General features: G+C 74.1%; 17 protein-coding genes and 1 pseudogene. 6 read left to right on the top strand and 12 right to left on the bottom strand.

The window, feature by feature from the left end; genetic code table 11:
- Window positions 1–2,208, top strand: a complete 2,208-nt coding sequence (locus ACFTXQ_RS18905; RefSeq protein WP_382642136.1) for a hypothetical protein — start codon at window positions 1–3, stop codon at window positions 2,206–2,208.
- Here the strand turns inward: ACFTXQ_RS18905 and ACFTXQ_RS18900 are convergent.
- From ACFTXQ_RS18900 to ACFTXQ_RS18880, 5 genes are all read right to left on the bottom strand, one after another.
- Window positions 2,193–5,918 carry an AAA domain-containing protein gene (locus ACFTXQ_RS18900; RefSeq protein ID WP_382642134.1) on the bottom strand — a complete coding sequence of 1,242 codons (3,726 nt, stop codon included), beginning with the start codon at window positions 5,916–5,918 and terminating at the stop codon, window positions 2,193–2,195. The genes ACFTXQ_RS18905 and ACFTXQ_RS18900 overlap by 16 nt on opposite strands.
- Complete coding sequence (locus tag ACFTXQ_RS18895) at window positions 5,915–6,298, bottom strand: hypothetical protein (protein ID WP_382642132.1); 384 nt, start codon at window positions 6,296–6,298, stop codon at window positions 5,915–5,917. Before ACFTXQ_RS18895 ends, ACFTXQ_RS18900 begins: the two co-directional genes overlap by 4 nt.
- Before the next feature lie 146 nt (window positions 6,299–6,444).
- Complete coding sequence (locus tag ACFTXQ_RS18890; protein WP_382642130.1) at window positions 6,445–7,650, bottom strand: SWIM zinc finger family protein; 1,206 nt, start codon at window positions 7,648–7,650, stop codon at window positions 6,445–6,447.
- Window positions 7,647–10,499, bottom strand: coding sequence for a DEAD/DEAH box helicase (locus ACFTXQ_RS18885; protein WP_382642128.1), 2,853 nt, complete (start codon window positions 10,497–10,499; stop codon window positions 7,647–7,649). Before ACFTXQ_RS18885 ends, ACFTXQ_RS18890 begins: the two co-directional genes overlap by 4 nt.
- A 117-nt stretch (window positions 10,500–10,616) precedes the next feature.
- A complete protein-coding gene (locus tag ACFTXQ_RS18880) occupies window positions 10,617–11,885 on the bottom strand; it encodes a helix-turn-helix domain-containing protein (RefSeq protein ID WP_382642126.1) in 1,269 nt (422 codons plus the stop codon).
- Between the two features lie 154 nt (window positions 11,886–12,039).
- On the opposite strand from ACFTXQ_RS18880, the gene ACFTXQ_RS18875 reads away from it, so the two are divergent.
- Window positions 12,040–12,660 (top strand): hypothetical protein, encoded by a 621-nt coding sequence (locus ACFTXQ_RS18875; RefSeq protein WP_382642124.1) that lies wholly within the window; start codon window positions 12,040–12,042, stop codon window positions 12,658–12,660.
- Between the two features lie 74 nt (window positions 12,661–12,734).
- On the top strand, window positions 12,735–12,995 hold the full coding sequence (locus tag ACFTXQ_RS18870; RefSeq protein WP_382642183.1) for a DUF6343 family protein: 261 nt from the start codon (window positions 12,735–12,737) through the stop codon (window positions 12,993–12,995).
- Window positions 12,996–12,998: 3 nt separating this feature from the next.
- Here ACFTXQ_RS18870 and ACFTXQ_RS18865 read toward each other — a convergent pair whose 3' ends face one another.
- From ACFTXQ_RS18865 to rpsA, 4 genes are all read right to left on the bottom strand, one after another.
- Complete coding sequence (locus tag ACFTXQ_RS18865) at window positions 12,999–13,400, bottom strand: tetratricopeptide repeat protein (RefSeq protein WP_382642122.1); 402 nt, start codon at window positions 13,398–13,400, stop codon at window positions 12,999–13,001.
- 118 nt (window positions 13,401–13,518) lie between these two features.
- Window positions 13,519–14,142, bottom strand: coding sequence for a dephospho-CoA kinase (gene coaE / locus ACFTXQ_RS18860; RefSeq protein WP_382642120.1), 624 nt, complete (start codon window positions 14,140–14,142; stop codon window positions 13,519–13,521).
- Window positions 14,143–14,189: 47 nt separating this feature from the next.
- Window positions 14,190–15,128: a PAC2 family protein gene (locus tag ACFTXQ_RS18855; RefSeq protein ID WP_382642118.1), complete on the bottom strand. Its 939-nt coding sequence runs from the start codon at window positions 15,126–15,128 to the stop codon at window positions 14,190–14,192.
- Between the two features lie 192 nt (window positions 15,129–15,320).
- Window positions 15,321–16,829, bottom strand: coding sequence for a 30S ribosomal protein S1 (gene rpsA, locus ACFTXQ_RS18850; RefSeq protein ID WP_030010959.1), 1,509 nt, complete (start codon window positions 16,827–16,829; stop codon window positions 15,321–15,323).
- A 354-nt stretch (window positions 16,830–17,183) separates the two neighbouring features.
- Here rpsA and ACFTXQ_RS18845 point away from each other — a divergent pair, with 354 nt between their 5' ends.
- The 3 genes and pseudogenes from ACFTXQ_RS18845 to ACFTXQ_RS18835 form a co-directional block, all read left to right on the top strand.
- Window positions 17,184–18,032 (top strand): class I SAM-dependent methyltransferase, encoded by an 849-nt coding sequence (locus tag ACFTXQ_RS18845; RefSeq protein ID WP_382642116.1) that lies wholly within the window; start codon window positions 17,184–17,186, stop codon window positions 18,030–18,032.
- 4 nt (window positions 18,033–18,036) lie between these two features.
- Window positions 18,037–19,773 carry a DEAD/DEAH box helicase gene (locus ACFTXQ_RS18840; RefSeq protein ID WP_382642114.1) on the top strand — a complete coding sequence of 579 codons (1,737 nt, stop codon included), beginning with the start codon at window positions 18,037–18,039 and terminating at the stop codon, window positions 19,771–19,773.
- A 79-nt stretch (window positions 19,774–19,852) separates the two neighbouring features.
- A pseudogene (locus tag ACFTXQ_RS18835) lies at window positions 19,853–20,839 on the top strand (ATP-dependent helicase C-terminal domain-containing protein); the annotation flags it as partial.
- Here ACFTXQ_RS18835 and ACFTXQ_RS18830 read toward each other — a convergent pair.
- The 3 genes from ACFTXQ_RS18830 to ACFTXQ_RS18820 all read right to left on the bottom strand — a co-directional run bounded on the left by ACFTXQ_RS18830 (window position 20,826) and on the right by ACFTXQ_RS18820 (window position 23,297).
- Window positions 20,826–21,812: a DUF3068 domain-containing protein gene (locus ACFTXQ_RS18830; protein WP_382642112.1), complete on the bottom strand. Its 987-nt coding sequence runs from the start codon at window positions 21,810–21,812 to the stop codon at window positions 20,826–20,828. The pseudogene ACFTXQ_RS18835 and the gene ACFTXQ_RS18830 overlap by 14 nt on opposite strands.
- A 13-nt stretch (window positions 21,813–21,825) precedes the next feature.
- Window positions 21,826–21,966: an SPW_0924 family protein gene (locus ACFTXQ_RS18825; RefSeq protein ID WP_382642110.1), complete on the bottom strand. Its 141-nt coding sequence runs from the start codon at window positions 21,964–21,966 to the stop codon at window positions 21,826–21,828.
- 77 nt (window positions 21,967–22,043) lie between these two features.
- Window positions 22,044–23,297, bottom strand: coding sequence for a lytic murein transglycosylase (locus ACFTXQ_RS18820; RefSeq protein ID WP_382642108.1), 1,254 nt, complete (start codon window positions 23,295–23,297; stop codon window positions 22,044–22,046).
- Between the last annotated feature and the right edge of the window lie 118 nt (window positions 23,298–23,415).

Raw genomic sequence — 23,415 nt, 5'->3', positions numbered from 1 at the left:
GTGGGCGCGCCCACCGGTCCGCACAGGCAGTTCCCCAGCGGCGCGGCCTACGCGGAGGCTCTGCAGCACACGGAGCTCTGCTTCCTGCACCCCGAGCTGAAGGGTGCCAGGCCCGAACTCACCCGGCTCGGACTGCCCCGCGCCATCTCGGGTGCGTTCGCGAGCGTGTTCTCGCTGACCTCCGCCGTGTCCGGCCGGCGGTACGCCGTCAAGTGCTTCACCCGGCACGTCCCGGACCAGGAACTCCGGTACCAGGAGATCAGCTCCGAGCTCGCCGGGCTCGATCCCGGCGAGCTGTCGCAGCCGTGGAAGCTCGGCTTCGAGTACCTCCCGGATGCCATCCGGGTGGGCCGGGACCTCTTTCCCGTCCTGAAGATGGACTGGATCGAGGCCGTCACCCTCTCCGCCTGGCTGGACGCGCACCACACCGACAGCGCCGCCGTCGACCGCCTCGCGAGCCGCTTCTCGGAGCTGACGGGGGACCTCTCCGCCCACGGGATCGCCCACGGCGACCTCCAGCACGGCAACCTCCTCGTCGCCGCGGACGGCACCTTCCGGCTCGTGGACTACGACGGGATGTACGTACCGGCGCTGGCCGGTCACGGCGGAACGGAACGGGGCCACCGCAACTACCAGTCGCCCGCCCGCGGCAACGACGACTTCGGGGCCGACCTCGACCGGTTCTCCTCGTGGGTCATCTTCCTCGCGCTGAAGGCCGTGGCCGCCGATCCCGGCCTGTGGGTGCGCCTGCACGAACCCAGCGGAGAGTTCCTGCTGCTCACCGAGGAGGACTTCAAGAGTCCTTCGACATCGAGCGGTCTGCTCACTCTGCTCGCCCACCCCGACCGGACCGTGAGCGGTCTCGCCGAGCACGTGAAGTCGCTCGCGTACCAGCCGCTCTCGGCCCTGCCCCCGCTCGCCCCCGCGATCCCCGCCATCCCCTCCATCCCCGCGCAGACCACCGCGGGCCGGATCAACACGGCCACGGCGCCCGTCACTCCCCCGCCCGCGCACACCGCCGCCGGCGCGGGCCCGCTCCCCTCCTGGATGGCCGGCCATCTCGCGGCGTCCTCGCCCGCGGCTCCCCTGCCCGGAGCCGCCGGGATGCCGGGCGGCTTCCGCCGGCGGCGGCTGCTCGACGTGGTCGGCGCCGCCCTGCTGCCGCTCTCGCTCGCCGCGTCCGTGCTGATGGTGCTCGCCGACCTGCTCGTACCGATGGGCACCCAGGCGGCGCCGCTCGCCTTCGCGGCCCTGGTCACCGCCTTCGCCCGGCGCCGCAGGACGGAGACCAGGACGGCCCTCGCGATCCTGGGCGGCCTGCAGCGCGGCATCCGGCAGCTCGACAGCCCCGAGAAGAGCGCCGAGAAGCTCCGCAAGGAGCGCGCGAGGTTCGACACCGCCGAGGCGAACCGGAAGGTCCGCCTCCCCCAGGATCAGCAGAAGCTGACCGCCCGCTACCACAAGGAACTGAAGTCGGCGGAGGAGTCCAAGGTCAGGACCCAACGCGAGATCGACCGGAAGATCGCCGCGATCGACGGCGATGTCGGCAAGGCCCTCGCCCGGGCGCTCACCCGCCGCCAGGCGGACTTCGTACAGAACCGGCTGAACGGCAAGCCGGTCAGCCACGCGCGGGTGCGCGGCATCGGGGAGGCGCTCACCCGGCAGCTGGCCATGGCGGGCATCCGCACGGCCGCGGACTTCACCGGCTACCGCACCTTCCAGAACACCGCGCACAACACCGCCGGTGTGGTGCTCGTCCTGCGCAACGGCGCCTCGGTGAAGGTCCCCGGCATCGGCGAGGCCAAGGCCAAGGCCCTCGTCGCCTGGCGCCAGGCCGAGGCCGCCGCGGCAGCGGCGAGCCAGCCCACCCGGCTCACCTCCGCGGAACGGAGGGCGGTCGAGCAGGACTTCGAGCGGCGGCGCTCCCTCCTGGCCGACCAGCGCAAGGCGGCGCAGACCGTGGCCGACACCGAGCGGGCACAGGCGAAGACCCGCCTGGAGGACGGCCGGGCCCGGCTGGTACGGGAGGACGCCGCCGCCAACGCCCGGGCCCAGCAGCAGCGTCAGGAGTTCAGCCGCAGGACCGTCGAGCTCCAGCAGGACAAGACCCGGTACGAGGCGCTGCGCGACTCCCTCGAAGAAGCGCAGCGCCACGGCCGCGAGCTCTCCTACGCCCGCTACCTCCGTTTCCTCTACACCGGCCGCTGAGCGGCGGCGGTGATCCGGCGGGTACGGCCGTCCCACACCTCCCAGGCCGGCACCCTGATCCCGCCCGGCACCAGCCGCGTCCTGGTCAGCGCCAGCCGCACATGGCGCGTCGCGTTCCCGTCCTCCGGGACTCCGTGGTCCAGGAGCATCGGGACGGTCCTGTCGCCCAGCCTGAGTTCGAAGTCGCAGCGGTACCCGTCGCGGACCACGTCCCGGTCGGTGAGCGCTCCGGGGACGGCATCGCCGAGCAGCTTCTGGAGGCGGTCGCCCACGAGCAGGGGCCAGGGCTCCTGCTCCACCGCCGCCGCGGGATCCAGCCGCGCGTGGCCGGCCGCCGCGTCCTGAAGGGCTCCGGCCATGCCGCCCTGCCCGGACCAGAACTCGCGGTCGCCGAGGACGATCAGGTGGGAGCGCGCACGGGTGATGGCGACGTTCCAGAGGTTGGTCTCGCGCGTCAGCCAGCCGACGGCACTCGCCCGCATCTGCGGGCCGGCCACGAGCGACAGGAGCATCACGTCCTGCTGTCCGCCCTGGAAGGTGTGGACCGTGCCGACCCGGACCCGCTGTTCACGGGCCCACCGCCGCGCGATGAGCTCCTTCTGGGCGCGGAACGGCGTCACGACGCCGATGGTCGAGCCGGCGGGGAGCCTGGTCAGCAGCCGCTCGATGGCGACGTGCACCCGGTCCGCCTCCTCCGAGTTGATCCACGAGCCGCCGCGTCCGGCCCGGGCACGGCCCGGTACGTCCAGCCACTGCACCGCGCCCACCCCGTCGAGGCGGCGCAGCGTGCGCGGGTCGGTGAGCACGGTCAGCCGGCCGGCGTAGCAGTAGCGGTTGGAGATCTCGGCGATGTCGGGGTGGCAGCGGAAGTGCTCGTCCAGGAGCAGCGGGCCGCCCGACGCGTGGGCGGCGGCGTGGAAGGAGGAGTACGAACGGTGTGCGAGGCGGTGTTCCTCCAGCCAGCTCGCGCGCACGGAGGCCGCGTCACGGGCCTCGGCCTCCTGCGGTGCCTGCAGCTGGGTGATGTGCGGCAGCTGCATGGGGTCGCCGATGACCAGGGCGCGCTTCGCCCTGAAGAGCAGCGGCAGCACGTCGGTGGTGGAGCACTGGCTGGCTTCGTCGATGATCACCAGGTCGAAGAGGCCGGGGCGGTCCCGGAATCTGCGGACGGAGCGTGCGGTGACGGCCCAGCCGGAGACCGACGGCAGCAGGCTGTCCAGCGTCGCCCACTGGCGCGGCGAGGTGGACCGGACGGCCTCGATCCGGTCGTGGAGCAACTGCCGGGCCCCTGCGGCCCTTTCGTCGACCAGTGCCCCCAGCAGTCCTTGCGCCATGTCGCGCACCCGCTGCTCCGCCGCCCGCAGCGCCTCCGACAGGTCCGCGTCGCCGGGCTGCCCCTCGGCGAGCGCGCGGTGGTGACGCCAGCTCGCCTCGTCGTCCGCGAAGGCCAGCAGCTCCGCGAAGTCCTCGGGGCCGTCCACCTGAACGGGCAGGTCGGGCAGCCTGCCCACCGCACGGCGCCGCCGGAACCCCTTGAAGAACGCGGCGCGTGCCACGCGGTGCGCCGCGCCGCGCCACCGTTCGAGGGCCGTGTCGTCGCCGAAGGCCGCCGCGAGGACGGCCACCTCGGAGCGGCAGGTCTCGGCGTACGTGTGCCGGCGTTGCGCGGCCGCCGACAGGAGGCGTTCGCGTTCCGCGACATCGGCCAGCCGCCGGCGCACCTCCTCCAGCTCGCGCGTGGCATTGCGCAGTTCGCCGCCGTGGGCCTGCGAGGAGCGGGGCGGCCGGGTCACGCCCGTCAGCCGGGTCAGGCCTTCGAGTTCGTCCTCCACGTTGTCGCGTTCACCGCTGCGGCTGCCGGTGCGCACGAGCAGGCCGGGGGCGAGCTCTTCGGCACGCTCCCAGACCTCGTCCACGGCCTTGTTGTTGGTCGAGGCGACCAGGACGGTCAGGCCGGCCGCGCGGGCGGTGGCGACCGCGTTGACGATCAGCTGGCTCTTTCCGGTGCCGGGCGGTCCGGTGGCCACGGTGAGCCTGCGGGTCATGGCCGCCCTGATCACGGCTTCCTGGCCCTCGTTGACCGCCAGCGGTGCCACGATCCGGACGGCTTCCTCTGCTGCCGGATCCGGCTCCTCCCTGCGGGCGAGGGCCCCGAGGGCGGTGCCGGAAAGCTCCGCGACCGAGGACCTCATCTTCTGGTAGTCCTTGACGAGCTGCTTCGACGAGCCGCCCTGCTCGCTGCGCGCGGCGAAGACCAGCGCGAGGTTGCGGGCGCCCTCGTGCGGGGCCCGCAGGGTCGCGCCGTCGCCGAGCGCCCCGGGATCGAGGTGCTCGGTGTCGGGCAGCGCCAGTTCGTCCAGGAGGACCCGCAGGTCCCGCACCATCTCGTCCCTGAACCCGGGCCGCCAGCTCGGCCGGTACGTGGCCAGCAGCTCGAGCCCCTCGTCCTTGCCGAGCCGTTCGAGGACCAGCTGGGCGTGCGGGACCGCCGGCCCCGCCGCGACCACCATCGGAACGCCCCCGGCGTCCTCCGCGACCTCGATCTGCCGCATGAACAGGGGTGCGCACTTCTGCTTGTTGCCGTCGAACAGGACCACGGTCGGGTAGCCGTACCAGAGTTCGGCGCCGTCCTTGCGGGCCTGGGCCGCCAGGCGCACGACGCCCTCGGGGGCGGGCACCGTGTCCGACGCGCCGCTGAGGAGGGACTCCTGGCCGCCGGGCCAGAGCGCTCGCGCCGGGGTCGATCCGGGCAGCGGCAGGAAAGCGCCGCTCGCCTCTTCCTGCCGCAGGCAGGCGAGGTAGTAGTCGAACAGCTTCGGCCAGTCCGCCTCGCCGAAGGCCGTGTCGTCGTGTGCGGCCACCGCCGGTACGACGGATTCGGGGACGGCCACGCCCTTCCCCTCCGCGTCCACCGCGAAGGTTCCCGGATCCAGGGGCTTGAGGGCGGGGATCTGGCGGCCGACGGCGGCCTTCGCCAGGAAGATGTCGCCCGTCACGGACAGGCTCGACTTCGTGGGCGTCTGCTGTCTGTCCGCCGGGGCGTTCTTCAGCTCCCTGCTGACGTAGCGGAACAGGTCGTCGGCCGAGACCTGCCCGTCGCCGTCGAGATCCGCCTGCCCGGTGTGCAGTCCGCGCACCAGGGCCTGGGTGAACTGGGAGGGGTCACCCGGTGTGGAGGTGAAGGACTCCTCCCAGTGGTGCGAGGCGGTGATGACGTAGACGCCGCTCGCCTCGACCGCGGGCAGGTCCGCGCCGGCCTTCTGTGACGTCCCGCCCTTGCTGCGGAAGCCCTGGACGGCCGCGCCGCTGAAGCAGCAGTCAAGGAGCAGTACTTTGCGCCGGGCCGCGCAGGCTTCGAGCTGCTCGGTGATGAAGGAGGCCTTCACTCCGGTGCGCTGCACCTCGTCGGCCCGGGTATCGGCGGCCACGTAGTACAGCTGGCCGTCCTCCCGCTCGTAGGCGCCGTGGCCGCTGAGGTAGAGGACGACCAGTTCGTCGCCCTCGCGGTCCGCCAGGAAGTCCTCGACGGCCTGGGTGATGGCCGCCTTGGTGGAATCCTCCACGCGGACGCTTTCCTCGAACCGTCCGACGGACGGCATCTCCAGGACCTGGCTCAGGTAGTGCACGTCGGCCCGTACCGCGGCGAGGGGCGCGTAGGCGGGGTCCTCGTAGTTCGCCGTGCCGATGAGGAGCGCGTGGTTACGGCTCACGGACCCACCTCGGGCTTGGGCTGCCGCTCCTCTTGGATCTTCTTCAGCTCCCGGCCGGAGACTCCGCCGCGCAGTTCGGCGACGGTGCCGTCGCTGAACTCCACGCGTGCGTGGCGGCTCTTGCGGACCTCGGCCCAGGCCCGGATCGCCGCGCGGACGACCGCGAACGAGCCGCCGCTGAGCAGCAGCACCACCTCGGGAGTCAGCAGCTCCCCCTTCGCGCCGTCGGTGCCGCCGGACGGGCTGCGGCCTTCGGCGAAGCGGGCCTCGACACCGTCGAGCCCGCGTAACACGTCGCGTAACTGGCGTGCTTCACGCTCGGCATGTGCGGGATCCGCTCCGAACACCTGCACCCGCCGGATGGTCACGTCCTGTTCCATGTACCCCTCCCCGTGGCCGGCTGCCGGTCTCTCCCCGAGACGCGGCGCCGATTGCCCAGATGGGGTCCATTGTCCGCGCCGGACACGTTCACGGGGCGAGGATCACGAGATCCCCCCGGGGTGTCGGCGGCCGGGGGCCGGGGGCCTCAGCCCAGCAGGGCGGTGACCGGGTCCGGGGAGGGGTGGCCCGTGGGCCACCAGTCCTCGTCGCCCAAGCGGTCCTCGTAGGCGTACCAGAGGCCCTCGCGGCCGAGGCGGAGCTGGCGGTTGCGGGCCGTGAGGCGGTTGCGTTCGGGGCGGAAGGCGCCCTGGGCTGCGGCGATCAGGGCCGGTCGGGCGCGGTCGAAGGGGCCGGCCGGCGGGTCCCAGGGGTCTTCGAGCGCGGCGAGGGCGGGGCGGCCGCCCTGACGCCAGGCCGCCGCGGCCCGGGCCAGATCGGTGGTGCTGCGGCCCGTGGCACGGGCCAGGTCGCGGTAGAGGGTGCGGGCCGCGCCCGTCAGGCCGGCCGTGGGATGCGCGGAGGCCAGCCGGACGGCGTCCTGCCAGAGGTCGAGCCCGGCGATCGGATCCTCGGCGGTGGTCAGGACGGCGAGGGCGCGGGCCGCGGCGTCGGAGGCGAGCTGGTCCAGGACGAGCGGGTCCGGGGCCGCGGGGTCGGCGGGGTAGGCCGGCGGGAGTCCGGCCGCGGCGGGCGCGGCGAGCGGCGCGGGCAGCAGCGGCAGGCCGGTGCGGGCGATCGCCACCCGGGCCGGGACGCCGGGGAAACCGGGCGCGGCGTCGGGCTGTTCACGCGCGGCGTGGGCGGCGTTGCGGCGGGCGAGTTCGTCGAGGAGCTCCCGCTCGCCGCGGCCGCGCAGGAGCAGCAGCACGAAGGGGTCCGCATCGAGGAGGCGGGCCGCCCGGTAGCAGAGGGCGGCCGCGTGCTTGCAGGGCGGACGTCCGACGTCGGGGCAGGAGCAGTGCGGGCGCAGCTCGCCCGCGCCGGGCAGGATCGTCCCCGCGAGCGACTGCGGGACCTCCCGCTCCAGCAGCGCGGCCAGGGCCCCCGGGTCGGCGGCGACCTCCTCCAGCAGTTCGGTCCACTCGGCGTCCGCGAAGGCGGGCAGGGTCAGCTCGGTGCGGTACGGGCGCGGCCGGCTGCCCCGCACGTAGGCCACGATCCGGCCGGGCGTGACGGTGACCGCGTCGACGTGTCCCTCGGCGGCGTACGTACGCCCCCGGGCCAGGCGGGCCGTGTCGTGGGAGACCTCCTCCAGCGCCGACACCCAGGCCCGGCCCCACCAGCTGACCGCCTCCACCCCGGCGGGCACCGTCTCGAAGGTGCGCCGGCGGTCCTCCCGCGCGGTGATCATGCGGGCCTCCGCAGGGAGACGAGGTCGGCCAGCTCGCGGTCGGTCAGCTCGGTCAGCGCCGACTCCCCGGAGCCGAGCACCGCATCGGCCAGGGCCCGCTTCGCCTCCAGCATCTCGGCGATCCGGTCCTCCACGGTCCCCTCGGCGATGATCCGGTGGACCTGGACGGGCTGGGTCTGGCCGATGCGGTAGGCGCGGTCGGTGGCCTGCTCCTCGACGGCCGGGTTCCACCAGCGGTCGAAGTGGATGACGTGCCCGGCGCGGGTGAGGTTCAGGCCGGTGCCCGCCGCCTTCAGCGACAGCAGGAATACGGGCACCTCGCCCGCCTGGAACCGGTCGACGAGCTCCTCGCGGCGCGCCACCGGCGTCCCGCCGTGCAGGAGCTGGTGGGAGATGCCGCGGGCCGACAGATGGCGTTCGATGAGGCGGGCCATCGTCACGTACTGCGTGAAGACCAGCACGGAGCCGCCCTCGGCCAGGATCGTGTCCAGCAGTTCGTCGAGCAGCGCCAGCTTGCCGGAGCGGTGCGGGATCCGGGGCGCCTCTTCCTTGAGGTACTGGGCGGGGTGGTTGCAGATCTGCTTGAGCGAGGCCAGCAGCTTCATGATCATGCCGCGCCGCTCCATGCCCTCACTGGACTCGATCACGGCCATCGCCTCCTCCACCGCCGCCTGGTAGAGGGAGGCCTGCTCGCGCGTGAGGGAGACGGGGTGGTCGGTCTCGGTCTTCGGCGGCAGTTCGGGCGCGATCCCCGGATCGGACTTCTTGCGGCGCAGCAGGAACGGCCGGACGAGCGCGGACAGCCGGGCCACCGCCGCCTCGTTGCCGCCGTCCTCCTCCTGCTGGTGCTCCACCGGGCGGGCGTGGCGCGCCCGGAACGTGGTCAGCGGGCCCAGCAGCCCGGGCGTGGTCCAGTCGAGCAGCGCCCACAGCTCGGAGAGGTTGTTCTCGACGGGCGTGCCCGTCAGCGCCACCCGGGCCGGCGCGGGGACGGTGCGCAGTGCCTTCGCCGTCGCCGAGTGCGGATTCTTGACGTGCTGGGCCTCATCGGCGACGACCATGCCCCAGCTCTGCTCGGCCAGCAGGGGGGCGCTGGCGCGCATCGTGGCGTACGTGGTGAGCACGAACCCGCCGGCGCAGGACGTCAGGTCGTCGAGGCTGCGGCTGCCGCCGTGGAAGCGGCGCACCGGCGTGCCGGGGGCGAACTTCTCGATCTCCCGCTGCCAGTTGCCCAGCAGGGAAGCCGGGCACACCACGAGCGTCGGCTCGGGACGGTCCCGGTGCAGGTGCAGCGCGATCAGGGTGACGGTCTTGCCCAGGCCCATGTCGTCGGCGAGGCAGCCGCCGAGCCCGAGGGAGGTCATCAGGTCCAGCCAGGCCAGGCCGCGCGCCTGGTAGTCGCGCAGGGTGGCCTTGAGGGCGGCGGGCTGCGGCAGCGGGGCCAACTCCCCGGTCAGCCGCTCCCGCAGGGCGGCCAGCGCCCCGACCGGAACCGCCTCGACCGGCTCCCCCTCGACCTCGGCCGTCCCCGACAGTACGGCGGCCAGCGCGTCCACCGGCTCCAGCAGACCCAGGTCCCGCTTGCGTGCCTTGCGCACCAGCTCCGGATCGACCCGCACCCACTGGTCGCGCAGCCTCACCACGGGCCGGTGGGCCTGCGCGAGGGCGTCCATCTCCCCCGGGGTGAGCCGGTCGCCGCCCAGCGCCAGCTCCCAGGAGAAGGCGAAGAGGTGCTCGGCGTCGAAGAAGGCGGTGCCGTCGGTGGCGGACCCGGGGGCGGTGGACCGTACGACGGCGGTCGCGGAGAGCGTACGGGCCAACTCGCGCGGCCAGTGGACCAGGACCCCGGCGGCCGCCAGCCGGCTCGCGGCCACGCCCAGCAGGTCTTCGAGCTCCGGGTCGGACAGCGCGAGCGCGTCGGGGACCGGCTGGTCCAGCAGCCGCAGCAGGGGTGGCCAGACCCGCGCGGCCCTGCGCAGCGCGAGCACGGCATCGATCCGGGCGCGCGGTCCGAAGCCGGCCGCGGCCGCACCCGCCCACAGCTGTGCGGCGTCGGCGACGAGGGTGGGGTCGGCGAGGCTGTGCACCTGGACGACGGCGGCCCCGGCACGGCGGGCGTCCTCCAGTGCGCCGGTGTCGTCCTCCGCCCCGTCGAAGAGGCTGAAGGAGGACAGGTCGAGCCGCAGCGAGATCCCGACGCCCGTATCGGCTCCGGCGGCGACCTGCGCGGCCCATTCCCGTATCGCCGGGATCCGCTGGGGTTCCCGGGCGGCGAAGGGCCGGCCGGCGGCCACGGCGGCGGCCGGGGTCCGGGGCAGGCTGTCGGCGACGGCGTCGAGGAAGGCGCGGACCAGCGCCTCCGGTTCGGGCAGGTGCAGGGGGCGGCGGCCGGTCAGGGGGGTGGCGTACCCCTCGTACGGCAGCGCGGCCGCGACGGCCCGCAGGTGGTCGACATCGGCGGCGTCGAGCGGCCCGGCCCGCCAGGCGTCGACCCCTTCGGGGGTGAGCCCGGGGAGCATCCGGCCCCGGGCTACCAGGGTGAGCGCCTGCGTGGCGGCGGTGCCCCAGGCGCGGGTGGCGGGGTGCGCGGCGGGGCTGCGGGCGGCCTGGGCGAGGAGGGGCAGGGCGGAGGTGACGGAGAAGGTCACGGCGGGCACGGTCCGGCTGCGGACCCGCTCGCCGTGCGGGCGCACGACCGTAAGCGGCGTGGGGGTACCCGCCTCGGGCAGGGCGTCCCCCTCGGGCGCCCAGAAGGCGACGCGGCCCTCGCGGGGGACGGCGGCGGGCAGGAAGACGGCGGCGTGCCGCAGCAGGGCGCGGGCCTGCTCCGACTGCGGTGGTGTCACCACGGTGTCCCCCCTCCCTGCTGCCCGGCCGATTCGGACTACCTCTCATTACCTCTGTCGCCGAGTCTAGGCGCGCCCACTGACAACGCCGCTGACCTGCTCTTATGCGCTGGTTTCGGGTCAGCGGCCCCAGCGGCCGAGTTCCGTCGCGTAGCCGTACATGGGCCGGCCACCGGCGGCGCTCGTGCGCAGCGGGCGGCCGCCGTCGTCGATGCGCAGGACGCCGGAGCCGGCCGGTCCGCTCCAGCGGAGGTCCAGGGACCAGTCGCAGTCGCAGCCCGTGGTGGTGGCCTCCACCCTCAGGACGGCCGGCTCGGACGCCGAGACGCGCAGGGGGAAGGAGGGGGCGGGGATCGCACCGCCCCCGTCGTTCCCCGCGACCGGCCGGGCCAGGGGGCGCGGCGCGTCCAGGTTCACCGCGAAGGCCGCCGGGGTGAGCGCGCCGCCGCAGCCCTGCGACATCTGGAAGAGGTTCCAGGCCGGCGGGGTGCGCCGCGCGGCCACCCGTACCTCCAGGTCCTCCAGCACCACGCTGCCCGGGCCCGTGCCGTGCAGCGTGACCTCCACGATCTGTGTCCCGGCGTGCACGGCGCCCTGGGCCGCGGCCCAGGCGGGCGCGTCCGCCTCCACCGGCGGCGGGGGCACCGAGCCGGGGGCCCGGTCGGCGAGGTAGGCGTGGTCGCAGCCGTTGGCCCACACGTGCGACCGTACCGCCGCCCTCAGCGGCACGGCGGGGACCGACGGCTCCTGCCGCCGCGCGGAGGGCGAGGCCTCGGCGCTCGACGCCGGCGCCCCCGACGGTACGGGGCTTGCGGCGGGCCCGGCCGGCGGCGACGCGGCGGGGGCCCCGGGCGTCGGGGTGGCCGCGGACGGGACCGGCGGGGCGGTGATGCCCGCGGCGCCCGGCGGAGTGCCGCGCTCCGGCGCAGCCGCCGCCAGCACCGCCACGGCAACCGCACCCGCTGCCACCCCCGCGGCGCCGACCACGGCCACCCGCCTCCGCCGGTACCACGGCGACCGCGCCCCCACGCCGGCCCCACCCCCCGGCTCCGGCCCCTGCCCCGGCGGGGGCGGAAGCGGCTCCGCCCGGGCCGCCGCCCGTTTCCGCGCGTCCGCCAGGAGCCACGCCCGGTGCAGCTCCACCGCCTCCCCCGCCGTCGCCCCGCAGACCCGCGCGAACCGGTCCACCACCGCGAACTCCGCCGGCACCGCCTCCCCGTTGCAGTAGCGATGCAGGGTCGAGGTACTCGTGTGCAGCTTGCGCGCCAGCACCCCGTAACTCAGCCCGGCACGCTCCTTCAGCCCCCGCATCAGCAGCGCGAACCGCTCCGCCTCGCCCGCGCCCTCGCCGTCACCCTCGCTCGCGCCCACGGCGTTCCCCCGTCCCACGACTGCGTTCCATGCAGGGGGTGTTCCCCCAGGTGGCAGCACGTACGGCCGTTCCAGTGTCCCGAATCCGCCCCGATCCGTCGCCCGACACCCCGCTCCGGGGCAAGGCTCTCGGCGTACGACCACACACCGATGGAAACGGGGAGTACCGACCATGTTCCGACGCACCGCCACCGCCACCGCCACCACCGCCCTCGCCGCCCTCGCGGCGGCCACCGCCCTCGTCCTGACGGGATCGGCCACGGCCACGGCCGCCACCGCCCCCGGGTTCCTCACGGGCGCCGACCTGCCGCCGCACCCCGGCTCCGCCTGGTACACCGGCGAGGTCACCAAGGGGCTCCCCGAGTTCGCGCCGTTCTGCGTGGAGGACGTGCTTCCGGCGACGGGCGCATGGCACCGCACCTTCGGCACCGAGTTCGACACCGGCGCCGTGCAGATCTCCGTACGGTCCTCCTCGGCCTCCGCGGCCGCCAAGCTGGCCGCCGCGATCGAGCGCAAGGTCGCGGCGTGCGCCGCCGACTGGCTGCGCGCCACCCCGGGCGGCACCGCCTCCTGGCAGGACTACGGCAAGCTCCCCGTCGAGGAGGGCGCGCACGTCTACGGGGTGCACACCTCGGTCCCCGACTCCGAGCCCGGCGTGCACCTGTACGGCATCGGACGCGACGGCTCCACCGTGACGGTCGTGAAGTGGGGGCAGATGGGCAACCTCTCCGACGCCCCCGTACCCGCCTTCAAGAAGACGACCACCACGGCCGTGAACAAGCTCAACCCGTAGGGCTCTCCTGCGCGGCCGCCCCCGACCGCCCCCACGGTGGGACCATGGACGTGAGGCGAGGCGAGGCGATGGCCATGCGTTCCGGAAACGAGCCCGTGACCGCGCGCAGTCCGTTGCGGCTGCGGTTCTGGCTGGGCATGTGGGGGCTGCTCTGGGCTGTCGCCGGGACGGCGGCCTTCTCGCTGGCGGGCCGTCCCGGCTGGGCGGCCGCCTGCGGGGTCCTTGCCGTCATCGTGACCGTGGACGTGGCCGTCGTCCTGCACCACATCCACCAGGGCCCGCACTACCAGCCCGGCCCGGACATCCCCCCGTACGAGCCGCCCCGCCGGCGGTGAGGCTCAGTCCTCGAAGCGGGCGGCCCGGAGGTACTCGGGCTGCGGGTCCAGCGCGGCGGCCAGCCGGAAGTGCTTGCGGGCCTGCTCGGGCCGGCCCGAGCGCTGATGGGTGCGGGCCAGCGCGAAGTGGGCGAAGGCGTTGTCCGGCTCCCGTTCCAGCACGAGCTCGAACTCCAGCTCCGCCGGACGCAGTTGGGCGGCGGCGAAGAACGCCCGGGCGCGCAGCAGCCGGGCCGCCGTGTTCTCCGGGTGGGCGGCTATGACCGAGTCGAGGAGCTTGACCGCACCGCGCGGGTCGCGTGCGGCGAGCAGCTGCTCGGCGGCCCGGTAGTCGATGACGTGCGTCTCGGGGCTCGCCGCGCCGGACGACGAGGACGGCGAGGAGTGCGGCGTGGTGTCGGACACGGTCTGTTCCTTCCCTCTACGGCCGCGTTCAACGCCCTGCGGCGCGCCCGCTATTCCATGGCGCGCCAGACCTGACGATCCATCCGCCCGGCCACCCGCCCCGCGGCCCGCTTCACGGCTACTCCGCCGCCTGTTCCACAGCCCGCTTCGCCGCCCGCGCCGTGAGCTCCTCCCACACCCCGCGCACCTGCGGCTCCAGTGCCTCCAGCGGCCCGTCGTTGTCGATCACGAGGGTCGCCACCGCCAGCCGCTGCTCCCGGGTGGCCTGCGCGGCCATCCGGGCCCGCGCCTCCTCCTCGGCCATCCCGCGCAGCGCGGTCAGCCGCGCCAGCTGCGTCCCCGGCGCCGCGTCCACCACGACCACCAGGTCGTAGAGGGGCGCCAGGCCGTTCTCCGTGAGCAGCGGTACGTCGTGCACCACGATCGCGTCGGCGCCGGCGGCGGCCTCCAGCTCGGCCGACCGGGCCCCGACCAGCGGGTGGACGATCGCGTTGAGGGTCCGGAGCTTCTCGGGATCGGCGAAGACGATCGACCCCAGCTTCGGCCGGTCCAGGGCCCCCTCAGCGGTCAGCACCGCCTCCCCGAAGGCCGCCACGACGGCCGCGAGCCCCGGCGTACCGGGCTCGACGACCTCCCGCGCGATCCGGTCGGCATCCACGATGACCGCCCCGTACCCCGCCAGCAGCCGCGAGACCTCGCTCTTGCCGGCACCGATTCCGCCCGTCAGGCCCACTTTCAGCATGCCCGCAGCCTAGACCCCGCCCCTGACCGCCCTACAGCCCCCTCGGCTCAGTTCTCGCCCTCGCGCTCCGCGAGGAACCGCTCGAACTCGCGGCCGATCTCGTCCGCCGACGGGATCTCCGCCGGCTCGGCGATCATGTTCCCCCGGGTTTCGGCGCCGGCGGCCGCGTCGTACTGGTGCTCCAGCCCCTGCACCAGGGCGACCAGCTCCTCGTCGCCCTCCCGGATCTGCCGGTCGATCTCCGTCTGCGTGCGGTGCGCCTCGGTCCGCAGCGCGTGCGCCACGGCCGGCAGCACCAGCCCCGTCGCCGCCGTGATCGCCTCCAGCACCGTCAGCGCGGCGTCCGGATACGGGGAGCGGGCGACGTAGTGCGGGACGTGCGCGGCGACACCCAGGACGTCGTGCCCGGCCTGGGCCAGGCGGAACTCCACCAGCGACTCCGCACTGCCCGGCACCTGCGCCTCGTCGAAGGGGCTGCGGTGCCCCGGCATGAGGTCGGTCCGGTTGCCGTGCGGGGTGATGCCGACGGGCCGCGTGTGCGGGACGCCCATGGGGATGCCGTGGAAGTTGACCGAGAGCCGGACACCGAGGCGCTCGACGATCTGCCGGACGGCCACCGCGAACCGCTCCCACTCCACATCCGGCTCGGGACCGGAGAGCAGCAGGAAGGGCGCTCCGGTGGCGTCCTGGACGAGGCGGACCTCCAGGCGGGGCTCCTCGAACTCCGTCCAGTGGTCGCGCTGGAAGGTCAGCAGCGGCCGGCGCGCCCGGTAGTCCACCAGCCGGTCCGCGTCGAAGCGGGCGACGACCTGGTGGGGCAGGGTGTCCAGGAGCCGCTCGACGATCTGCTCCCCGGCCTCACCCGCGTCGATGTACCCCTCGAAGTGGTACAGCATGACCAGCCCGGCCGAGTCCTGGGCGAGCGCCAGGTCGGCCACCGCCAGGCCCTTGGCGTCCCATTCGTACAAACCCTGTGGATCAAGCACCGTCACCACTCCTCCTCGCCGCGTTCTCTGCCAAGAACGTCCAAGGAGCCCCCACCATTCCCCAGTTGGCCGCATTCACGAGAACGCAACGGATCACGGGAAAACGCGGTGAGGCCCGCCCCCCGAAGGGGACGGGCCTCACCGTTCAACTCAACCAGCTCGGCTCACACCGGAGTGTGATGCGCGCTGCGATCAGCTCTGGCCGCCGGCCAGCTTCTCGCGGAGCGCGGCCAGGGCCTCGTCCGACGCCAGGGCGCCGGAGGTCTCGTCCGACTCCGAGGAGTACGAACCGCCCGAGATGCCCGCACCGGCGTTGCCACCGGCGGCCGGGGCGGCAGCACCCTCGGCGGCAGCGGCCTCGTCGGCCTCGCGGCTCTTGATGACCTGCGCCTGGTGCTGCTCGAAGCGCTGCTGCGCCTCGGCGTACTGGGTCTCCCAGGCCTCGCGCTGCTTGTCGAAGCCCTCGAGCCAGTCGTTGGTCTCGGGGTCGAAGCCCTCGGGGTAGATGTAGTTGCCCTGGTCGTCGTAGGACGCGGCCATGCCGTACAGGGTCGGGTCGAACTCGACCGACGCCGGGTCGGCACCGAAGGACTCGTTGGCCTGCTTCAGGGACAGCGAGATCCGGCGACGCTCGAGGTCGATGTCGATGACCTTGACGAAGATCTCGTCGTTGACCTGGACGACCTGCTCCGGGATCTCCACGTGGCGCTCGGCCAGCTCGGAGATGTGGACCAGACCCTCGATGCCCTCGTCCACGCGGACGAACGCACCGAACGGAACCAGCTTGGTGACCTTACCCGGGACGACCTGACCGATCTGGTGGGTCCGGGCGAACTGCTGCCACGGGTCCTCCTGCGTCGCCTTCAGCGACAGGGAGACACGCTCGCGGTCCATGTCGACGTCGAGGACCTCGACGGTGACTTCCTGGCCGACCTCGACAACCTCGGACGGGTGGTCGATGTGCTTCCAGGACAGCTCGGAGACGTGGACGAGACCGTCGACGCCACCCAGGTCCACGAAGGCACCGAAGTTGACGATCGAGGAAACGACGCCGGAGCGGACCTGACCCTTCTGCAGGGTGGTGAGGAACGTCTGGCGGACCTCGGACTGGGTCTGCTCGAGCCAGGCGCGGCGGGACAGGACCACGTTGTTGCGGTTCTTGTCCAGCTCGATGATCTTCGCCTCGAGCTCCTTGCCCACGTAGGGCTGGAGGTCGCGGACGCGACGCATCTCGACGAGGGAGGCCGGCAGGAAGCCACGGAGGCCGATGTCGAGGATGAGACCACCCTTGACGACCTCGATGACGGTACCGGTGACGATGCCGTCCTCTTCCTTGATCTTCTCGATCGTGCCCCAGGCGCGCTCGTACTGGGCGCGCTTCTTGGACAGGATCAGGCGGCCTTCCTTGTCCTCCTTCTGGAGAACCAGGGCCTCGATCTCGTCGCCGACCTTGACGACCTCGTTCGGGTCGACGTCGTGCTTGATCGAGAGCTCACGGCTCGGGATCACGCCTTCGGTCTTGTAACCGATGTCGAGCAGGACCTCGTCCCGGTCGACCTTCACGATGACGCCGTCGACGATGTCGCCGTCGTTGAAGTACTTGATCGTCTCGTCGATCGCGGCGAGGAAGGCTTCCTCGTTACCGATGTCGTTGACCGCTACCTGCGGAGTGGTAGAGGTGGTCTCGGTGCTGCTCGTCATGTGGGAAAGGGCTCCGGTTACGGACAGAAAGTCGTAGGTACTGCTACGCCGGGAGCCCTTATCGGCATCTGCCGAAGAAGCCGGACAGCCAGGAGACCCCCATTCCGCGAAGTGCGGAGGGGCCCCGAAAACCGAGGGGACATCAACAGATGCAAGCGCAGCCTGCTAGGTCTGAGGAGCACAGGCTCGCAGCGCAACTTGTAGCATACGGGGGCGGCCGGACAGGGTCAATGCGCGAACGCGGGCACCCCCGGCGGATCGCCGTATAACCGGCACAATTCGTGGGCGGGGAGGCCCTGATGGCGCTTCCCTGCTCCGCTCCGCAGACATTCGCAGACTACGACGACGGGCCCCATGAACCAAGAGGACTACGCCCCCGAAGACGCGTACGAGGCCGATTCCTCCTTCGGGGACGACGCCGAGGCCACACGGCGTGACGCCGGCGAAGCGGAGAGCAGCCGCGCGAGCCGCGGCTGGTGGGACCGCAACGCCGACGAGTACCAGACCGAGCACGGTGCCTTCCTCGGCGACGACCGTTTCGTGTGGGGGCCGGAAGGCCTCGACGAGGCGGAGGCAGCCCTCCTCGGCCCCGCCGCCTCCCTCAAGGGCAAGGACGTCCTGGAGATCGGCGCCGGCGCCGCCCAGTGCTCGCGCTGGCTGGCCGCCCAGGGCGCCCGCCCCGTCGCCCTCGACCTCTCCCACCGCCAGCTCCAGCACGCCCTGCGCATCGGCGATGACGTCCCGCTGGTCGAGGCCGACGCCGGGCGGCTGCCCTTCCGCGACGCCTCCTTCGACCTCGCCTGCTCCGCCTACGGCGCCGTCCCCTTCGTGGCCGACCCCGTGAACGTGATGCGCGAGGTGCACCGCGTGCTGCGCCCCGGCGGCCGCTGGGTCTTCTCCGTCACCCACCCCATCCGCTGGGCCTTCCCCGACGAGCCCGGCCCCGAGGGGCTGTCCGTCTCCGCCTCCTACTTCGACCGGACCCCGTACGTCGAACAGGACGAGCAGGGCCGCGCCGTGTACGTGGAGCACCACCGCACCATCGGCGACCGGGTCCGCGACGTGGTGGCGGGCGGCTTCCGCCTGCTCGACCTGGTCGAGCCGGAGTGGCCCGAGTGGAACAGCCAGGAGTGGGGCGGCTGGTCCCCGCTGCGCGGCAACCTGATCCCGGGCACCGCGATCTTCGTGTGCGAGAGGGACTGATCCCTTGATCCGCCAGGCCGCCCTCGACTCCCTCCCCGTACGGGAAGCCGTGCCCGCGCTCGTCTCGGCGCTGGACGCCCACGGCACCGCCGTGCTCTGCGCCCCGCCCGGCACCGGCAAGACCACGCTGGTGCCGCTGCTCCTGGCCGGGCTGGTCGGCGGCGGGCCGCGGCGCCGGGTCGTGGTGGCCGAGCCGCGGCGGATCGCGGCACGGGCGGCGGCGCGGCGCATGGCATGGCTGCTGGGCGAGGCCGTCGGCGACTCGGTGGGCTTCACGGTGCGCGGCGAGCGGGTCGTGGGCGCCGGGGCGGTGGTCGAGGTGGTCACCACCGGCGTCCTCCTCCAGCGGCTCCAGCGGGACCAGGAGCTGTCCGGCGTCGACCTGGTGGTCCTGGACGAGTGCCACGAGCGGCACCTCGACGCCGATACGGTCGCCGCCTTCCTCCTGGACGTACGGGAAACCCTGCGCCCGGAGCTGGGACTGGTGGCGGCTTCGGCGACGACCGACGCGGCCGGCTGGTCGCACCTCCTTGGTCAGGGCAGTCCGGGCGGTGCGCCGGTGGTGGAGGCCGCCGGGGTCTCCCACCCGGTGGAGACGGTCTGGGCCCCGCCGGCCCGGCCGGTGCGGCCTCCGCACGGGATGCGGGTGGATCCGGCGCAGCTGACGCACGTGGCCGCCGTGGTGCGGCGGGCGCTGGCGGAACGTTCCGGCGATGTCCTGTGCTTCCTGCCCGGCGTCGGGGAGATCGCCCGGGTCGCCGGGCAGCTGGGCGGGGTGGACGCCGAGGTGCTGCAGGTCCACGGCCGGGCCCCGGCGGCGGTGCAGGACGCGGCGCTGACGCCGGCCGCGCACCGGCGCGTCATCCTCGCCACCGCCGTGGCCGAGTCCAGCCTGACCGTGCCGGGCGTGCGGGTGGTCGTGGACTCCGGGCTGGCCCGCGAGCCCCGCGTGGACCATGCGCGGGGGCTGGGCGCGCTGGCGACCGTACGGGCCTCCCGCGCGGCCGGGCGCCAGCGGGCGGGGCGGGCCGGGCGTGAGGCACCGGGCGCGGTGTACCGCTGCTGGACGGAGGCGGAGGACGCCCGCCTGCCCGCCTTCCCCTCCCCCGAGATCCGCATCGCCGACCTGGCGCAGTTCGCCCTGCAGGCCGCGTGCTGGGGCGACCCGGACGCCTCCGGGCTGGCGCTGCTCGACCCGCCGGCGGCCGGGGCGATGGCCGCGGCGCGGGAGGTCCTGCGGGCCGTGGCCGCGGTGGACGACGCGGGCCGTCCCACGCGGCGGGGGCTGCGGATGGCCCGGCTGGGCCTGCACCCGCGGCTGGCCCGTGCCCTGCTGGACGGCTCCGCGGCCCTCGGCACGCGGCGGGCCGCGGAGGTGGTGGCGCTGCTCAGCGAGGAGCCGCCGCGGGAGTACGGGGACGACCTGGCCGCCGCCTGGCGCCGGGCCCTCCGGGGCGGCGACCCCTACGCGTCCCGCTGGCGCGCGGAAGCCCGCCGCCTGGCGCGTGCCGCCGGTGACCCCGCGGGGCTCTCCCCCACCCCGCCCCTTCCCGAAACCGGGTCTCGCGCCCCCGGCCCCCGCTCCCGGCGGCTCCGCCCCGGACCCCGCGGGGGCTCCGCCCCCGTACCCCCGCGCCTCAAACGCCGGCGAGGCTGGATATGCCGCGCCCGGCGGGGGTGGAGATGCCCGCCCGGAGGGCTGGATGGCGCAGGGCGCCACTTCAGCCTCGCCGGCGTTTGAGGCGCGGGTCCGGGCAGAGCCCGGCGGGGGTCCGGGGGCGGAGCCCACGGTTTCGGGAAGGGGCGGGGTGGGGGAGATCTCCGACGATGCCGCCGCCGGGCTCGTGGCGGCCCTGGCGTTCCCCGAGCGGGTGGCCAGGGCCAAGAACGAGGCGGCCTTCCTCATGGCCAACGGCACGGCCGCCGAGCTCGGAGACGGGTCACCGCTGCGCCGCGCGCCCTGGCTGGCCGTGGCCGTCGCCGACCGGGCCCCGCACTCCGCCTCCGCCCGCGTCCGACTGGCCGCCGTCATCGACGAGGACACCGCCCTGGCCGCGGCCGCCCATCTGCGCAGCCGGGGCGAAGAGGTGCACTGGGAGAACGGGGACCTCGTCGCCCGCGCAGCGGACCGGCTGGGGGCGATCGAGCTCGCGGCACGCCCCCTCCGCACCCCCGACCCAACCCTCGTGAGGGCCGCCCTGCTCGACGGCCTCCGCACCGAGGGCCTCGGCCTGCTGCGCTGGTCCCCCGACGCGCAGGCCCTCCGGGCCCGCCTCGCCTTCCTGCACCGCACCCTCGGCGGCGCCTGGCCCGACGTCGCGGACGACGCCGCCCTGCTGGACCGCGCCGACGACTGGCTGGAGCCCGAGCTGTCCCGGGCCCGCCGCCGCGCGGACCTCGGCCGCATCGATGCCGGGCAGGCCCTGAACCGGCTGCTGCCCTGGGCCACCGGCGAGGCCGCCCGGCTGGACGAGCTGGCTCCCGAACGGCTGGAGGTGCCCAGCGGCTCCCGGATCCGGGTGGACTACTCCGCCGAGCACGGGCAGCCGGTGCTCGCCGTGAAGCTCCAGGAGCTGTTCGGGCTGGCCGAGACCCCCCGGGTGGCGGGGGTACCCGTACTCGTCCATCTCCTCTCGCCCGCCGGCCGCCCCGCCGCCGTCACCGCCGACCTCGCCTCCTTCTGGCAGGGCGGCTACCGGGCCGTCCGCGCCGAGCTGCGCGGCCGCTATCCCAAGCACCCCTGGCCGGAGGACCCGGCCACCGCCGAGCCGACCCGGCACACCAGCGCCCGCCTCAGGCAGCGCTGAGCTCCTCCGGTCCCGCCCCCGGCCGCCGCCGCCCGCGCGCCTCCAGCCACAGCGCCACCCCCAGGAGCGCCAGCCCACCGGCGGCCAGGCCGATCGGCGCGTAGGTGTGCAGCGCGAGGACCTTCGTACGGTTCGACTTGACCAGGTCGACGGTGTAGTCGCTGTAGTCCTCGCGCATCTTCACGTGCCCGGCGAACGCGGTGAGCTTGCCGTCGGGGCCGCCGGCCGCGATCCCGCCGCGCATCTCCTGCTGGATCTCCTGCTCGGCGTTGACGGGCGCCCCGGTCACCGGGTCGACCCAGAACATCGCCTTCGTCGTGTACCAGAGGGTGGTGCCGGTGGTCGCCTCGATCGTCGCCGGGTCGATGCCCTCGATCGGCATCTTCTTCGGCATGGGCACCTTGGTCCAGGGGACGGTCTGCTCGAAGTAGTAGACGTCCATGCCCTTGAACTTGCGGGGTCCGACGTAGTGGATCGGCGAGGAGGTACGGGTCTGCGCGTCGAAGTAGAGGTAGTCGCGCGGCTCGGTGAAGAACGGCCACTTGAACTCGATGCCCTCGCGTTTGACGGCGTCCCCGTCGACCATCTCGCCCGTGGCGTGCACCGGGTCCTGGGTGTGCGCGTCGAAGATGTAGCGCTCGGGGATCTGGGAGACCATCTTCCCGTCGGGGTCGATGATGTGGGTCAGCGTGTCCCAGACGACGACGTCCTTGCCGGCGCTGGCCTCGATCTCCTTCGACGCCTCCACGTTGCCCTTGAGGGTCTGGACGATCGTGACCTTGTCGACCTTCTTGGGCTGCATGCCGTTGAAGTAGTCGAGGAGGGTGGCGTCCTTCGCCTCCAGGACCACCTCCTGGTACTGGTTCGGCGGGATCTTCGCGAGCCGCGGGTACGCGTACCAGCGCAGCAGCGGCGCGAGGGCCGCGAAGAAGACGGCCAGTGCCAGCAGGACGAGGCTCGCTCTGCGTCGCATCGCCGGGCCTCCTCTACTTTCCGGGCGCGGCGGGCGCGGTGGTGAGCAGGGGCTTGGGCGAGGTCTTGCCTTCGGGCGCCCCGAACGCCGTGATGGCGAGGACGAGGAGCACCGCGAGGACGAGCCCGCCGGCGGCGGCGATGAATGCGCGCATGCCGGGCCTCCGGAATCTGATAGGGCGTCAGGGCGGAGGCACCGTAGCAATGCGGACGCGAGATGAGAACCGTTTGACTACGGGGTTTCCCCCGCGGTGGTCGCCTCCGGCGCGGGGGCGGGCGATGCGGACGGCCTGGGCTTCGGCGCCGCCGTCGGAGTGGGGCGGGGGCCGGGCGCGGCCGTGGGCTTGGGACTCGGCGTCGGGGTCGGGGTCGGACTCGGCGTCGGGGTGGGCGTGGGGCTCGGCTTCGGTGTGGGGGTGGGCGACGGCGTCGGCGTGGGGCTCGGCGTCGGCGTGGGGCTCGGCGTCGGGGTGGGCGTGGGGGTCGGCGTCGGGGTGGGCGTGGGCGACGGCGTCGGCGCCGGAGTCGGGCTCGGCGTCGGGGTGGGCGTGGGCGACGGCGTCGGGGTCGGGGTCGGGCGGGTCGGTGCCGGGGTCGGGCGGGTCGGTGCCGGTGTGACCGCGCCTGTGCCGCCCGTGTCCGGGACCCCGTGCGCCCCCTGGAGGTAGTACGTGAACCAGGACCGCACCGTCCGCAGGTACTCCGCGGACTGGTTGTAGGAGAGCACGGCCCGGTCCAGGTCCGCGTCCACCCGGAGGTTCCGGGTCCCCGCGCACAGGTAGCGCCCGGCCGCGAGGGCCGCGTCGTACACGTTGTTCGGGTTGCGCCGCCCGTCGCCGTCCGCGTCCTGGCCCCATGCGGCCCACGTGGAGGGGATGAACTGCATCGGCCCCACCGCCCGGTCGTACCTGGCGTCGCCGTCGTACGCCCCGCCGTCCGTGTCGGGGATGTTCGCGAAGCCGTTGCCGTCGAGCACGGGCCCCAGGATGGGCCGCAGCGTCGTTCCGGCCGTGTCCACGCTGCCGCCTCGCGCCTGCCCGGACTCCACCTTGCCGATCGCGGCGAGGAGTTGCCAGCGCAGCCCGCATCCGGGATCGCCCTCCCCCACCGTCTTCTCCGCGCGCAGGTACGCCGCGAGCACGCTCGCCGGGATCCCCTGCGCCGCCGTCCCCGTGGAGGCGCCTTCCCCGGTCACGGCCGCCGCCTGCCCGGCGGGCGCGTTCGGCGCGGCGGCCCCGTCCTCGGGCGTGACCGGCACGGCCGGCGGTGCGGGGCTGACCAGGGGCGGCAGTTCGGTGAAGTAGGAGGAGTCCCCTCCGCTCGCGTTCGCGGGAAGCGGCCGCGCACCCTCCCCGGCCGCCGCGACCCGGTCCGCACGGCCGGCGGCCGGGCCCTGGGAGGCGGTCACCGCGGCGACCACCAGAGCGGAGACGAGGGCGGCCGCCCCGCCCCTGCGCAGCCTGCGTCCGAATATTCGAGCCGACATGAGCCGGGCCCCTCCCCCTCGACGTGCGCGTGACCCTACGTCAACTCCCTTCACAGGGCACGCATCGCGTTCGGGAATTCACCACATCCCCACGTCCTGCGCAGGTCACGCATACTGG

The organism is Streptomyces sp. NPDC057010 (genome assembly GCF_042673805.1).
GTDB lineage: Bacteria > Actinomycetota > Actinomycetes > Streptomycetales > Streptomycetaceae > Streptomyces.
The sequence above is the reverse complement of the archived record's forward strand: the minus strand, read 5'-3'. Positions and strand labels throughout refer to the sequence as shown.

Bases quoted from the DNA above. Each gene is read 5' to 3' on its own strand.
- ACFTXQ_RS18895 (WP_382642132.1), bottom strand. From the start codon at position 6,298: ATGGAACAGGACGTGACCATCCGGCGGGTGCAGGTGTTCGGAGCGGAT.
- ACFTXQ_RS18890 (WP_382642130.1), bottom strand. From the start codon at position 7,650: ATGATCACCGCGCGGGAGGACCGCCGGCGCACCTTCGAGACGGTGCCC.
- ACFTXQ_RS18875 (WP_382642124.1), top strand. From the start codon at position 12,040: ATGTTCCGACGCACCGCCACCGCCACCGCCACCACCGCCCTCGCCGCC.
- ACFTXQ_RS18870 (WP_382642183.1), top strand. From the start codon at position 12,735: ATGCGTTCCGGAAACGAGCCCGTGACCGCGCGCAGTCCGTTGCGGCTG.
- coaE (WP_382642120.1), bottom strand. From the start codon at position 14,142: ATGCTGAAAGTGGGCCTGACGGGCGGAATCGGTGCCGGCAAGAGCGAG.
- rpsA (WP_030010959.1), bottom strand. From the start codon at position 16,829: ATGACGAGCAGCACCGAGACCACCTCTACCACTCCGCAGGTAGCGGTC.
- ACFTXQ_RS18845 (WP_382642116.1), top strand. From the start codon at position 17,184: ATGAACCAAGAGGACTACGCCCCCGAAGACGCGTACGAGGCCGATTCC.
- ACFTXQ_RS18830 (WP_382642112.1), bottom strand. From the start codon at position 21,812: ATGCGACGCAGAGCGAGCCTCGTCCTGCTGGCACTGGCCGTCTTCTTC.
- ACFTXQ_RS18825 (WP_382642110.1), bottom strand. From the start codon at position 21,966: ATGCGCGCATTCATCGCCGCCGCCGGCGGGCTCGTCCTCGCGGTGCTC.
- ACFTXQ_RS18820 (WP_382642108.1), bottom strand. From the start codon at position 23,297: ATGTCGGCTCGAATATTCGGACGCAGGCTGCGCAGGGGCGGGGCGGCC.